A 13,341-nucleotide genomic window follows, 5' to 3' on the forward strand; every position below is an offset into this window, starting at 1 on the left:
GGAAGGGTGCGGGAGCGGTGAACGGACCTGCCCGCCGGCGCCGTTCACCGGCCGCACCCCGCGCCTCGCCGCGGAGCGGCTCAGTCCCACGGGTCCGTGAACGACCGCCCGGGCACCGGCTTGGCGACGAGCGCGACCGGGATGAAGAAATTGACCTGGCCGATCACGAACATCAGCGTGGCCAGGGCCTTGCCCTCATAGTGCTCGGCCACCCGCGCGTACAGCTCGTCGCAGACCCGCTCACCGGACGCGGCCGGCCGGAGCACCGCCTCCACCAGGGCCAGCGCGGCCCGCTCGGCGGCGGAGAAGTACGGAGAGTCCCACCAGGACGCCACCGACGCGATCCGCTCCTCCGACTCCCCGGCCGTGCGCAGGAAACCGCTGTGCAGCACGGTCAGATAGGTGCTGCCGACGATCTGGCCGGCCCGCAGCTGGACCAGGCCGATGGTGGCGCGCGGCACCGAACCGTTGCCGGTCACCCGCCACAACGCCGCCGACACGTCCGCCAGTTCGGGCACGAGCCGCGCGGGGTCCTCGGTCATGCGCGGCACCATCGGGACCTCGGCCGTGATCGAACGCTTCTCCATCGCCGTCTCCTCGGGTTGTTCCGTCACTTTCACTGCACCGACGGACGGCGGGACCCGAGTGTGACGGCCGGCGGACGAAGACTTCTCACGGCCACAGCAGCGCCTTGCTCCAGCCGAATCCGGTGCTGCGGTACTCCAGGCGCACGTGCCGCCGCTCCGGGTCGCCCTGGAAGAACTCCACCGTCCGCGGGCGCAGCCGGTACAGCGTCCAGGTCGGCGACGGCTCCGCCGGGTTCTCCCGGGCCCGCTCCCAGGCCGCCTCCGAGGCCCGCCGCAGCTCCGCCAGGGAGTCCAGCTCCTCGCTCTGCCGGCCGGTCAGTGCGGCGGCCAGCGCACCGGTGGACCGCGCGTGCAGGTCGGCCTGGCTCTCCTCGGCCGGCGCGGGGACGACCGGCCCGCGCAGCCGCACCTGGCGGCCGAGCACCGGCCAGTAGAAGGCGAGGGCCGCCTCCGGCCGGGCGGCCAGCGCGCGGCCCTTCGCGCTCGTGGCGTGCGTGGCGAAGGACCAGCCGTCCGCGTCGGCGCCGTGCAGCATCACGATCCGCACGTCCGGCAGGCCCTCCTCGTCGGCGGTCGCCAGCGACATGGTGTGCGGCTCCGGCTGTCCCGCCGCCACCGCCTCGGCGAACCAGCTCGTGAACAGGGCGAGCGGGGTGGGCGGGGCGGTGTCCGGGTCGAAGGGCGGCAGCCGGGTGACCTCGGGGTCCCAGACCCGCAGCGAGCGAAGCAGTTCGTGAAGATCGTCCTGTGCCATGGGGCGAGTATCACCGCTGAGGCCGCACTCACTCCCGCCGCGACCCGGCGGCCCGTCCGGACACCGCCGTGCCGGCCGCGCCCGTGCCCCCGCCGGACGCGGCCGCCGGAGCGCGGGAACCCTAGAGCGTGGCCAGGCGTTCCACCAGGAGGAACGCTCCGATGCCGAGCATCGCCGCGCCCGAGGTCCGGGTCACCGCGCGGGCCGCCGCCGGGCGGGCCGCGAGCAGGACGCGGGCGAGGGTGCCGACGGTGAGGTAGACGGCCGCGCAGCACGCCATGTGGAGCAGGCCGAGGACCGCCGTCTGCGCGGGGACGGGCAGGTGCGCGCCGCGCAGGGTGAGGAACTGGGGGAGCACGGAGAGGTAGAGGAGCAGGCCCTTGGGGTTCAGGCCGCTGATCGTCGCACCGCGCAGGAAGGGCCGGCCGCCGGCCGCCGCGGCATCCGTCCCCGAGGAAGCCGGACCCGTCGCGCCCGGCACCGCCGGCCGGCGCAGCACCCCCCAGCCCAGCCACAGCAGGTATCCCGCGCCCGCCACCGTCACGGCCGTCAGCAGGCCCGGGGAGCCTGCCACGAGGACCGCCAGGCCCGCCGTCGCCAGGGCGGTGTGCAGGGCGTAGCCGCAGACCAGGCCCGCCACCGCGCGCGGTGTCCGGCCGCCGCGCAGGGCGGTCGTGATGACGTACGCCCAGTCGGCGCCCGGTACGCACACCAGCAGCAGGTCCACGGCGAGGAAGGAGAAGAGCAGTCCCGAGTCCATGCAGGGCACATTAGGCGCGAATTACCCGAAAGTGTTCCCGAAGTTTGCTCATGATCGCGACTTCTGCGCAAATATCTTCTTCATGGACGACGTGGACCGGAAAATCCTTGCCGAGCTTCAGCAGGACGGGCGGCTGACCGTGACCGAGCTGGCCGCCCGGGTGCGGCTCAGCGTCTCGCCGTGCCACCGGCGGCTGCGCGAGCTGGAGCGGTCCGGCGCCATCCGGGGCTACCGCGCGGTGGTGGACCCGGGCTCGCTCGGACTGAACTTCGAGGCGCTGGTCTTCGTCTCCATGCGCCAGGAGGACCGGGACACGGTCGCCGAGTTCGAGCGGGCGGTCGGTGAACTGGAGCATGTGCTGGACGCCCAGCGGCTGTTCGGCGAGCCGGACTATCTGCTCCGGGTGGCCACCGCCGACCTGGCCGCCTTCCAGCGGCTGTACGACGAGCGGCTGGCGACCCTGCCGGGCGTGCAGCGGCTCACCTCGACGCTGGTGATGAAGCACGTGGTGCGGGACCGGCCGCTGCCCGCGTAGACCGGCGGGCGGTGGCCCGGTAACCGAACCACCGCCCGCGTGACAGGACTTGGGTCTACGCAAAAGTGCGGCCGCCTACCTGGACGGCTTCTTGCCGGTCACTCCCAGGTGCATCAACAGCGCCAGGTTCGGCTTCAGTTCGGCCTGCTTCACACCCCAGGAGGTGAAGCCCTTCTGGTGGGCCGCCACCGCCGCGAGCATCGCGACCAGCGCACCGGCCACCGCCGCCGGGTTCACGTCCTTGTCCACCCGGCCCTTGGCCTGAAGCTCCGCGATGGAGTCCGCGAGGGAGTTGTTGACCGAGTTCAGGATCTTCATGCGGATCTTGTAGAACCGTTTGTCCCCCTCGGCCGCACCGAGGTCCACCACCCGCAGGATCGCGTCGTTGCGGCGCCAGAAGTCCAGGAATCCGTCCACGAGTTCCTGTGCGGTCTGCCAGCCCGACTTGCCGGTCCAGGTGCGCCCTTCGACCAGCTCGGTCAGTCCCGCGCCCTCGGCGGCCATCCGCTCGGCGATCTCCAGGACGGCGCCTTCGACGTCGGGGAAGTACTGGTAGAAGGTCGCGGGCGACGTTCCCGCCTTCCGCGCGACATCGATGACCTTGACGTCCCGGTAGGGGGAGGAGCTGAGCATCTCGCTGAGGCAGTCGAGCAGCTTCTGCCGGGTCGCCTGCCCACGCCGGCCGGCCACGCGGCCGTCGACGGTACGCACTTGTCCTGTCATGTCGTCAGCTTACCGAGGGGTGATGGGAGCGCGATTCGGCCGACTGCAAATGGGGTGCGAGGGGGGATCGGCGATGGTGTGCCTGGTCTGCGCGGTGCGCGTCGCCCGGTTACTTTTGCGGCATGGCCGAAAACAGGGCATCCGCGAACGAAGAGACATACGGGGAGGGCGTCCCCTGCTGGGTCGACGCCCAGCTGCCCGACGTCGAGGCGGGCAAGCGGTTCTACGGTGAGCTTTTCGGATGGACCTTCCAGGAGGCGTACGGCTCCTCGGTGTGGGCCCTGCTGGGCGAGGACCGGGTCGCGGCGTTGGCCCCCAAGACGGACGGCCGCATGCCCACCGTCTGGACGGTCTCCTTCGCCACCCCGGACGCCGCGGCCCTCGCCCGGCGGATCACGGCGGCCGGCGGGCGGATGATCACCGACCCGTACCCGGCCGGCGGCCTCGGCACCGCCGCCCTGGCCGCCGATCCCGAGGGCGCGGTGTTCGGCCTCTGGCAGCCCGGCGGCCACCGCGGCTTCGGGCGGCGGCGCGCGCCGGGCACCTTCGTCTGGGCCGAGCTGTACACCCGGGACACCGCCTCCGCCAACACCTTCTACGGCGACCTCTTCCACGACGCCCTGTTCGGCCCCGGCGCCGCGCCCGACTTCGGCCGCGCGGAGGTGACCGAGGTGTTCCCGGCCGAGATGCCACCGCACTTCGTCGCCCACTTCCGGGTCACCGTCCTGGACGACGCCCTCGGCACGGTCCGGCGGCTCGGCGGCCGGGTGCAGGCGCCGCCCTTCGAGACGTCGTACGGCCGGGTGGCCGTCGTCACCGACAATCAGGGAGCGTCCTTCGCGCTGCTCCAGCGATGATCCATCCGCTTTTGGGATGAATTAATGTGAGACACCCCGACTGTCACCGGGTTCGCAACCGGCCGCCCGGCCAGGAAGAATCGGGGTGCGTGCCGCCATGGCGGTGCGGTGGTGAGACGCTGCACTTCGGTCGCGTACATATGTGGGTGGCGCGGCTCGTACGGGGAGGTGGCAGGCAAGTGGTGGATCAGCTGACGCAGCACGATCCGCGGCGGATCGGGCCGTTCGAGGTGCTGGGCCGGCTGGGGGCCGGCGGCATGGGGCTGGTCTATCTCGCGCGCTCGGCGTCCGGCCGGCGCGTGGCGATCAAGACGGTGCGCACCGAACTGGCCGAGGACCAGCTCTTCCGGGTCCGCTTCACCCGTGAGGTGGAGGCGGCCCGCGCGGTCTCCGGTTTCTACACCGCGGCCGTGGTCGACGCCGACCCGCGCGCCGCCGTGCCCTGGCTGGCCACCGCCTATGTCCCCGCGCCCTCGCTGGAAGAGATAGTGAACGAGTGCGGGCCGCTGCCGGCACAGGCCGTGCGCTGGCTCGCGGCGGGCGTGGCCGAGGCCCTCCAGTCCATCCACGGCGCCGGGCTGGTCCACCGCGACCTGAAGCCCTCCAATGTGCTCGTGGTCGAGGACGGCCCCCGGGTGATCGACTTCGGTATCGCCTCCGGGGTCTCCAACACCCGGCTGACCATGACGAACGTCGCCGTCGGCACCCCCGCCTACATGTCCCCGGAGCAGGCCAAGGACTCCCGCAGCGTCACCGGCGCCAGCGATGTCTTCTCCCTCGGCTCCACCCTCGTCTTCGCGGCCACCGGCCATCCGCCCTTCCACGGCGCCAACCCGGTCGAGACCGTCTTCATGCTGCTGCGCGAGGGCCCGGACCTCACCGGTCTGCCGGACGAACTGCGCCCGCTCATCGAGGCGTGCATGCAGATGGAGGCCACCGCCCGGCCCACCCCGGCCGACCTCCAGGCCCAGCTCGCCCCGCACCTGTTCGGCTCCGGTTCCGACGACAGCGGCACCGCCTCCGCGTGGCTGCCGGAGAAGGCCGTCGCCCTGATCGAGACCCGCCGCGGCGGGCGCCTCGCCACCCAGCCCGCCCCGGCCCCGGCCGGCGGCTCGCGCGGCGCCGTCCGGCAGACCGTGCCCCCGCCCCCGCCGTACGACCCGCCGGTCCCCGTCCCGCCCTCGGCGCCCGTGTCCATGCCGGGCCCCGTACCGCTGCCGGCGGCGCCCTCGGTTCCCGTGCCCGTGCCGGTCGGCGCCCCGGACACCGGTCCGGTCCGGCTGGCCGGCGCCCCGGTGCCCATCGGCCCCGGCCCCCGGGTCGCCGACGCCCGCGCCGCCGCCGTCAAGGCGCCGCCGCCCGAGGCCGGCCTGGTGGCCGCCTGGTCCCGGCCCCGCCCCGGTGTGGCCGTCGCCGACCCCGCCGTACCGCCCGTCCCGCCGGTGCCCCCGGAGCCGGCGAGCGGCTGGCGGCCCTGGCGGTTCCGCATGTCGAACGACGTGTGGGGCACTCCGGCCGTGGCCGGCGACCTGGTCTACGTCACCTCCTTCGAGGTGCACGCCCTGGACGTGGCCACCGGCCGGCGCCGCTTCAAGACCCGGGACGTCGCCTGGTCCATGGCGGTGGCGGACGGCCGCATCCACGCCTCCGACGGCCCCACCCTGTACGCCCTGGACGCCCGCGAGGGAACCGATCTGTGGCGGCTGTCCACGGACGCCTGGGTCTACTCCCTCAAGGCCGACCGGGGCACGGTCGTCACCGGCACCCGCGGCGGCGGCGTCCAGGCGTGGGAGGCGTCGAGCGGGCAGAAGCTGTGGGAGATCACCGGCTGCCAGACCGACTTCGAGTCCCCGGAGGCGGGCCCCGTCGTGCACGAGGGCACCGTCTACGTCTGGCAGGACGCACGGCTGCGCGCGCTGCACGCCCGTACCGGCGAGGAACGCTGGTCGTATCCCATCGGCGACGCGGCCTCCTGCGGCGGGGTCCCGGTGCGCCTGACCCCGGCGCCCGACGGGTACGTCTACATCTCGGCCGGCACCCGCGTCCTCGCCGTCGAGGCGGTGAGCGGCCGGGTCCGCTGGCACTTCGAGGCCCCGGCGGTCTTCCTGTGCCCGCCGGCCTTCGCCCCCGGCCCGGCCGTCACCGGCGGCGGGGTCTACCTCGCCGACTACCTCGGCACGGTCTACGCCCTCGACGCCGCCGACGGCCGCGACCGCTGGCGCATCGCCACCGAGGCCCGCTCCTCCGTCGAACCGGTGCTGGTCGCCGCCGGGCATGTGCACGTCGGCAGCGGCAAGGGCCTGTACACCCTGGACGCGGTCACCGGCACCCCGAAGTGGCGCTTCCAGGCGGGCGGCGATGTCGTGGGCGCGCCCGCCGTGGCCGAGGGCCGCATCCACTTCGGCTCCACCGACCACCTCCTGTACACCCTGAAGGCCGACGACGGCCGGCTGCGCTGGAAGCTCGCGACCGGCGGCGAGATCACCGGCTCGCCGGTGGTCAGGGACGGTGTGGTGTACGCGTGCAGCAAGGACCGGTGCGTGTACGCGCTGGACGCGGAGAAGGGCACGGGCACGGCGCGGACCACGTGACACGCGGACGCCGGCCGGCACACAGGGAACTCCCGCCGCCGGCCGCGCCGGTCACATCGCAGACAGAGCCGATCTCATGGGCCCGCCGGGCGGAGATTCGCTCGGCGGGCCCATGAGCATCATCCGCGCGGCCTCTCCGTACGGCGTCCACGGCGCCGACTCGTAGCGGCGCGCCGACCATGCCGGAGGTGGTGTGCGGGTCGAAGAGGACGGCCGTCGGGGCGGCGACGACGAAGTCGCTCTCGCCCGGCAGTTGAAAGGTCGGCCTTCTGTACGGGGACCGGCCGGGACGCCGTCGTACCGCGTCACCCGTGGCCGTACCCGCGGGACGATCCGCTGCTGGTGGACGCCGGGCCGAAAACGAACGGCCTGTGGAAACCGGTGGTGGCCGCCGTGTGCGGGATGGCCTGTGGCGGGGTCGCGCGGTCGTCTCCAGGCCGATCGCGTCGAGCCGGCCGGGCCGCTCCAGATGAGGACGGCGGCCTTGGTGTTCTCGTCCGCGTCGAGGCGGACGGCGTTCACGCGAGTGCCCGCCGCGGCAGCCCGCCGGAGAAGACGGCCCGCACCCGGGCGCCGATCCGCAGCCGGCCGGGACCGGCGGAGTCCAGCCGGTGCGGTGCGGCGTGTCCGGGAGCAGGGCTTCCCCGTACCCACTCCCGGACACGCCCCGGCCGCGACGACTCCCCCTCCGTGCCGCCGCGGCCGATCCCCGTCGGAATGAAAGCGCTGGGGCCTTACTTGCCGTTCAGGTCCAGGGCCGGCGGGGCCGGCATGTGGCTGTCGAGCGTGGTGATCGTGCCATCCTTCGGCGGGGCCGGCATGTGGCTGTCGAGCGTGGTGATGGTGCCGTCCTTCGGCGGGGCCGGCATGTGGCTGTCCAGCGTGGTGATCTCGTCGGTGTTCTTGGGCTCTTCGATGTCGCTCATGGAAACTCCCCTGTGGCACAGCTGATGGGGAACGCCCGCCCGGCAACTCCCCCGCGGTTGTCGAACGGGCGTTCCGGGGCGCTCACCTTATACGGGCGCCCTGTTGCGATCCGCCCGCTCCCCCCGGATCGACGGATCGATGGTTTGAGGATGGCAGTCACCCATAAACGTTCGATGAACGCGGCGGCGGCTGCTCAGAGCAGGGCGACCGAGGGAAGCAGACGGCGCAGCTCGTCCGCTTCGGGCGAGCCGGAGCACTCGTAGATGGCAAGGGCCTCGCGCCAGCAGGCCTTGGCCCGGTCGGTCTGTCCGAGGCTCCGCAGCGAATGGCCGAGCAGCGTCAGGATATGGGCCCGCATCCACTCGCCGCCGATGCAGCCGGTCGTCAGCGCCTGCTCGGCATGCTGCGCGGCCTGGGCCGGACGCCCCGCGGACAGGTGCACCTGGGCGATGCGGAAGTGCGTGGTGCCCTCCCAGAGTCGCTGCCTGTTGACCGTGAACGTCGTCAGCGCCGCGCTGAGTTCGTCGAGGGCCTCGTCGTGGCGGCCGCCGTGCCCGAGGGCGATGCCCAGCGCGTAGCGCGCGTTGGCGAGACGGAACGTGAGCCCCAACTCGTCGTATATGGCGATGCCTTTGCGGACCAGGTCGATGGCAGGCGAAACGCGTCCAAGGGAAACCAGGACGCGGGAGAGGTTGCACAGGGCGCTGGCCTCTCCCGGCCGATTGCCGTCGGCCCTGAACGCCTTGATCGCCTCCAGCAGGTGGATCTCGCTCACGGCCCGCTGGTTGAGGCAGTTGGCGATGATGCCCTGCTCGTTGTGGGCGTTGCCCGAGGTCCACGGGTCGCCCGTGCTGCGGCCGAGCTCGATGGCCTTCGCCGTCTCCGTGCCCGCCTCCTCGAAACGACCGGCGTGACTGAGCACCTGGGCGAGCGTCGTGCGGGCCCTGCCCTCGGCGTAGGCGTCTCCCAGCGCCGCCGCGGCGTCACGTGCGGCCTGGGTCGCCGCGCCGTAGCGCAGCGCGCTCGCCCCGGACTCGGCCAGGTCCTTGGACGCGAGGAGCAGGTCGACCGCCTTGCGCAAGGTGGGCGCGGCGAGTGACTGCTGGACACAGGCGAGGATGCTGGCCGCCTCGGTGTGCAGCCAGTCCAGGGCCTTGGTGTCGTCCACGAACTCCTGGCCGGCGCGTTCGGTCCGCTCCAGGTGATCCACCGTCCGGTCGCCCGGGCGCTCGATGGCGTACACCCGGGATGCCGTCGCCAGATAGAAGTCCAGCAACCGCGACATCGCCGCCTCCCGTTCGCTCGGCGGGTCCTCGTCGCGTTCGGCGCAGGACCGGGCGTAGAGGCGGACCAGGTCGTGGAAGCGGTAGCGGTTGGGGGCCGCGGATTCGAGGAGGGAGGTGTCCACCAGGGACTCGAGGAGTTCTTCGGTGTCCTCCGCGGGAAGGTCCAGGACCGCCGCCGCCGCGGCCAGGGAGATGTCGGGGCCGTCGGCCAGGCCGAGGAGGCGGAAGGCGCGGGCCTGGGCGGGCTCCAGCTGGCCGTAGCCGAGTTCGAACGTGGCCTTGACCGCGAGGTCGCCCGCCTGGAGTTCGTCCAGCCGGCGGCGTTCGTCGGCGAGCTTGGCCGCCAGCACCGACACCGTCCAGGTGCGGCGGGCCGCCAGGCGGGACGCGGCGATGCGGATGGCCAGGGGAAGGAAGCCGCAGGCCGCCACGACGTCGAGCGCGGCCTTGCGCTCCGCCGCCACCCGCTCCTCGCCCACGATCTTGGTGAAGAGGCACAGGGCCTCGTCGGGGGACATCACGTCGAGGTCGACCAGATGGGCGCCCGCGAGATCCAGCATGCGGACCCGGGAGGTCACCAGGGCCGCGCAGCCCTCGGTGCCGGGCAGCAGCGGCCGTACCTGCGCCGCGTCCTTGGCGTTGTCCAGCAGGACCAGGACCCGGCGGCCGTCCAGGACGGAGCGGTAGAGGGCCGACCGCTCCTCCAGGGAGTCCGGGATCGCCGAGTCCGCCGTGCCCAGCGCCCGCAGGAAGGAGCCGAGCACCGTCTCCGGCTCCGCCGGGCGCGGGCCCGCGCCCTGGAGGTCGACGTAGAGCTGCCCGTCGGGGAAGGCGGTCCGCGCGCTGTGGGCCACGTGCACCGCCAGCGTCGTCTTGCCGACCCCGCCGATGCCGGCCAGCGCGGACACCGCCATCACCCGGCCCTCCGCCTCGGACGCGGAGGACAGCACCTCGCTCAGTTCGTCGACGAAGGACGCCCGGCCCGTGAAGTCGGGCACCGTCGCGGGCAGCTGGGCCGGGCGGACGGCCGCCGCCGCCGGTTCGGCCACCGGCGCCGAGGGCTCCGCCAGCGCCGGGTCGGCCCGCAGGATGCGCTGCTGGAGGTCGCTGAGGCCGGGCCGCGGGTCGACGCCCAGCTCCTCGGCGAGCAGGCGGCGCGTGTCCGCGTAGACCGCCAGGGCCTCCGCCTGCCGCCCGCTGCGGTACAGCGCGAGCATGAGGAGTTCGCGCAGGCGTTCGCGCAGGGGGTGGGCCGCCGTCAGGGCGGTCAGTTCCGAGACCGCCTCGGCGTGGCAGCCCTGCTCCAGGTCCAGGTCCAGGCGGGCTTCCAGCAGGCCGAGCCGCCACTCCTCCAGGCGGGCCCGCTGCGCCTCGGCGTACGGGCCGGGCACTCCGGCCAGCGGTTCGCCGTCCCACAGCGCCAGCACCTGGTTCAGCAGCCTGCGGGCCCGGCCCAGATCACCGGCGCCCCGCGCCTTCTCCGCCTCCGCCGCCAGGTCCTGCGCCACCGACACGTCCAGCGCGCCCTCGCGCAGCCCGCGCACGGCGTACCCGCCGGACTCGCTGACCAGGACCCCGGGGTCGAGGATCTTGCGCAGCCGGGACGCGTACGTGCGCACCGCCGCCAGCGCCTGGGGCGGCGGCTCGGACCCCCACAGCGCGTCGATCAGCTCGGCCGCCGTGGCCGTACGGCCCTCCCGCAGCAGCAGTGCGGCCAGCAGGGCGCGCTGCTGCGGGGAGCCCGTGCCGAGCGCCTCCTCGCCGCGCCAGGCCCGCACCGGACCGAGCACGCCGAAGCGCAGCGTGCCGGTCTCCGCGGTGGCCGCGGAGCCGGCGCGCCGCTGCTCGGGTACTCGCGGCCCACCGTCCATGCGTTCGTCCCCCTCGGCGTCACGAACAACCCCGTCAGTTTGCCTTGTTCCGGGCGGTTGCGTCAGCCGTGCGAGACGCCGATCACAAGGCGGCGGCCCCGCGACACAAGGCCCTCACGCGCTCCACAGGGTCCTCACACGCCCTTGGAGCCTCCACGGGAGCCCGTTCGTGTAGCCGGCGGTTCGTCGGATTGACGCTGCGGTGAAGCGCCCGGAGGTCACACCCGCACCGCCGGCACCGCGCGCCCCACGGCCGGCACGACCCGCCGCGCCCCCGTCACGCGCGTGTCGGCCTCCCGCGGCCAGGCGCCCGCCGCGGCGCGGGAGCCTGCCGGGTGCCTCTTGCCGGTGGCCGCACGGCCGGCTCCCCGACGCCCGCGCGGCGCACCCGCTCCAGGACCGGGAGACCGGCCATGACGCCCCGCACCTTGCCGCTCGCCCCGGCCGCGCTCCTCCTCCTGCTCGCCGTCACCGGCTGCGGCGGGGACGGCACCACCACCGGCGCGCCCGGTCCGACGACCGCCGGCGGCACCGAGTACGGCTTCGGGCAGCGCGACGTCACCGCCGCACCGGGCGACCGCTTCTCCCTCACCGTCCCGTCGGCCCCCGCCCTCGGCGGGCACTGGTACGTCGCGGAGCCGCGGCCGGACAAGGCGGTGCCGACGTACCGGGGCGAGCACGCGACCGGTGACGGCAGCCGGGCCGACGGCAGCACCGGCTCCACCCGCTCCTTCGGCTTCACCGCGCGGGCGAAGGGCCGCGCCGTACGACGGTGCGGCTGCTGCACTGCCCGCTGTACACGTGCACCGGCCCCGGCCCCGGCGACCGCTCCGCCCTCGGCCCCGGCCCAGGCGCCTCGGACTCCCCGTCCCCGTACCCCACGCTGACCGCCGACCCGCACTCCCACGCCGCCGGCGCCGGCTTCCACGTCTTCACGGTCACCGTCCGCTGACCCGGCCCGGAACCGGGGCCCGCGGGCCGTGCCGCCTGCCGGCCGGTGGTGGTGGGGATCATCGTGCCGCGCCGGGCCGCCCGTCGCGGGCCGGTCCGAGGAAGACCGGATTGGTGAACGCGGCCATCGCGCCCGGCACCGGTCCCAGTGCCGTCTCGTGCCGTACCTCGGCCCGGACGTAGGCCGCGCGGGCGGCGGAGGTGTGCCACTGCACGGCACCCGTGCCGGACACCGGCAGCGGCTCGCCGGTGAACACCAAACCCTGGTCGGTGAGGAACCGCACCGCGCAGCGCGGCGCCCCGGACACCTCCAGCCGTACGGTCACCGGGACCTCGGGAGCCACCGCCAGCCGCTCCCCGATCCCCGCCCGCCCGCCGCCCTCGGCGGTGACGGAGAAGGCCAGCGCGACATGGCCGGACTCGGCCACGTAGGACCGTCCGGCCCGCAGCCCCTCCTGGATCGCCTCCCGGGTCAGGTCCTCGGCGAGGACGACCGTCTGGGGATGCCCGACCACGTCCGGATCGCGGTGGGCGTCGCTGTTGCCCATGGCCGGCAGCCACGACCGCTCGCCCCGCGCCGCCGCCACCAGCCGCGCGTCCCAGCCCGCCAGCGCCATCTCGTCGTCCGGCGTCCACGTCCCGTTCCACACCTCCACGGCGTCCGCCTCCGCGAACCCGAACCGCCAGGAGCAGCCCACGCAGTCGCCGTGCGGATGGGCCGGTACGACCAGGCCGCCCGAGCGCCGGATCGCCCGCGCGAAGTGCGCCCAGCGGCCGTCGCGGGCCCGGTAGCGCCAGTCCACGAAGGTGCCCGGGTCGGTGCCGAGCGCCAGCACGTGCCCGTTGCGGGTGGTGACCTCCTCGCCGAGCAGCACCAGCAGGTCGTCGCCGGCCGCGTCGGCCCAGTGGGGATGCGAGGCGTTGGTGTTGTGGTCGGAGCTGTTGAGGAAGTCCAGCCCGGCGGCGCGGGCCAGCGCCGCGATCTCGGCGGGGGTGCGGCGGCCGTCGGAGTGCCAGGAGTGCAGGTGGCAGTCGCCCCGGTACCAGTCCCGGCCCCGTCCCCGGGCCCGGCCGGGCGGATACACCGGCTCGGGCGTGCTGCCGGCCGTCCCCGGTGCCGTCGTGACGGTCACCTCGTAGGCCATCCCCTGCGGGGCCACGGTGTAGGGGCCGAGGACGATGTGCCAGGTGCCGGGGGTGAGCGGGCCCGGGAGATAGCCGGGGGTCGCCGCGTCGGCCCGTACGAAGAACTCGCTGCGCGCCCCGCCCGACCAGCCCCTGAACCCCCGTCCGCCGACCTCGGTGCCGCGCGGGTCGAACAGGCCGATGTCGAGGGCGTTGCCGGGGGTGCCGGGCGGCACGGCCGGTTTGCCGTAGGTGTAGGAGACTCTCAACTCGCCGGTTCCCGGCGGGACTTCGAAAGGCAGGTAGGCGAAGTCGGGGGAGCCGGGTGCGAAGGTGCCGCGCAAGGTCGTCACCCCACCAACGTAGGCCGCCTC

At 74.1% G+C, this 13,341-nt stretch carries 11 protein-coding genes and 1 pseudogene; 5 read left to right on the forward strand and 7 right to left on the reverse strand.

The features are described from left to right. Nucleotides 1-80: 80 nt before the first annotated feature. From SCK26_RS21155 to SCK26_RS21165, 3 genes are all read right to left on the reverse strand, one after another. Nucleotides 81-587, reverse strand: coding sequence for a carboxymuconolactone decarboxylase family protein (locus SCK26_RS21155; RefSeq protein ID WP_318202874.1), 507 nt, complete (start codon nt 585-587; stop codon nt 81-83). 85 nt (nt 588-672) lie between these two features. Beyond that, entirely contained in the window at nt 673-1,341 is a 669-nt protein-coding gene (locus SCK26_RS21160) for a pyridoxal 5'-phosphate synthase (RefSeq protein WP_318202875.1), read from the reverse strand. Nucleotides 1,342-1,462: 121 nt separating this feature from the next. Continuing rightward, a complete protein-coding gene (locus SCK26_RS21165) occupies nt 1,463-2,101 on the reverse strand; it encodes a LysE family translocator (RefSeq protein ID WP_318202876.1) in 639 nt (212 codons plus the stop codon). Between the two features lie 82 nt (nt 2,102-2,183). Here SCK26_RS21165 and SCK26_RS21170 point away from each other — a divergent pair, with 82 nt between their 5' ends. Then, nucleotides 2,184-2,636, forward strand: a complete 453-nt coding sequence (locus tag SCK26_RS21170; protein WP_318202877.1) for an Lrp/AsnC family transcriptional regulator — start codon at nt 2,184-2,186, stop codon at nt 2,634-2,636. Nucleotides 2,637-2,711: 75 nt separating this feature from the next. Here the strand turns inward: SCK26_RS21170 and SCK26_RS21175 are convergent, their stop codons facing one another. After that, nucleotides 2,712-3,347 carry a TetR family transcriptional regulator gene (locus SCK26_RS21175; RefSeq protein ID WP_318206062.1) on the reverse strand — a complete coding sequence of 212 codons (636 nt, stop codon included), beginning with the start codon at nt 3,345-3,347 and terminating at the stop codon, nt 2,712-2,714. Nucleotides 3,348-3,481: 134 nt separating this feature from the next. Between SCK26_RS21175 and SCK26_RS21180 the strand changes: the two genes are divergently transcribed. The 3 genes and pseudogenes from SCK26_RS21180 to SCK26_RS21190 all read left to right on the forward strand — a co-directional run. Then, nucleotides 3,482-4,216, forward strand: coding sequence for a VOC family protein (locus tag SCK26_RS21180; RefSeq protein ID WP_318202878.1), 735 nt, complete (start codon nt 3,482-3,484; stop codon nt 4,214-4,216). Between the two features lie 179 nt (nt 4,217-4,395). Next, nucleotides 4,396-6,807, forward strand: coding sequence for a serine/threonine-protein kinase (locus SCK26_RS21185; protein WP_318202879.1), 2,412 nt, complete (start codon nt 4,396-4,398; stop codon nt 6,805-6,807). Nucleotides 6,808-7,071: 264 nt separating this feature from the next. After that, a pseudogene (locus SCK26_RS21190) lies at nt 7,072-7,224 on the forward strand (enoyl-CoA hydratase/isomerase family protein); the annotation flags it as partial. A 317-nt stretch (nt 7,225-7,541) separates the two neighbouring features. Here SCK26_RS21190 and SCK26_RS21195 read toward each other — a convergent pair. Together SCK26_RS21195 and SCK26_RS21200 are read right to left on the reverse strand one after the other, a co-directional pair. Continuing rightward, nucleotides 7,542-7,733, reverse strand: coding sequence for a sigma-like protein (locus SCK26_RS21195; RefSeq protein ID WP_318202880.1), 192 nt, complete (start codon nt 7,731-7,733; stop codon nt 7,542-7,544). A gap of 194 nt (nt 7,734-7,927) precedes the next feature. After that, entirely contained in the window at nt 7,928-10,891 is a 2,964-nt protein-coding gene (locus SCK26_RS21200) for an AfsR/SARP family transcriptional regulator (RefSeq protein ID WP_318202881.1), read from the reverse strand. Nucleotides 10,892-11,304: 413 nt separating this feature from the next. On the opposite strand from SCK26_RS21200, the gene SCK26_RS21205 reads away from it, so the two are divergent. Then, nucleotides 11,305-11,778 (forward strand): hypothetical protein, encoded by a 474-nt coding sequence (locus SCK26_RS21205; protein ID WP_318202882.1) that lies wholly within the window; start codon nt 11,305-11,307, stop codon nt 11,776-11,778. A gap of 123 nt (nt 11,779-11,901) precedes the next feature. Here SCK26_RS21205 and SCK26_RS21210 read toward each other — a convergent pair whose 3' ends face one another. Continuing rightward, nucleotides 11,902-13,320, reverse strand: a complete 1,419-nt coding sequence (locus SCK26_RS21210; RefSeq protein ID WP_318202883.1) for a CehA/McbA family metallohydrolase — start codon at nt 13,318-13,320, stop codon at nt 11,902-11,904. Nucleotides 13,321-13,341 lie beyond the last annotated feature (21 nt).

It is taken from the genome of Streptomyces sp. SCL15-4, assembly GCF_033366695.1.
Lineage (GTDB): Bacteria > Actinomycetota > Actinomycetes > Streptomycetales > Streptomycetaceae > Streptomyces.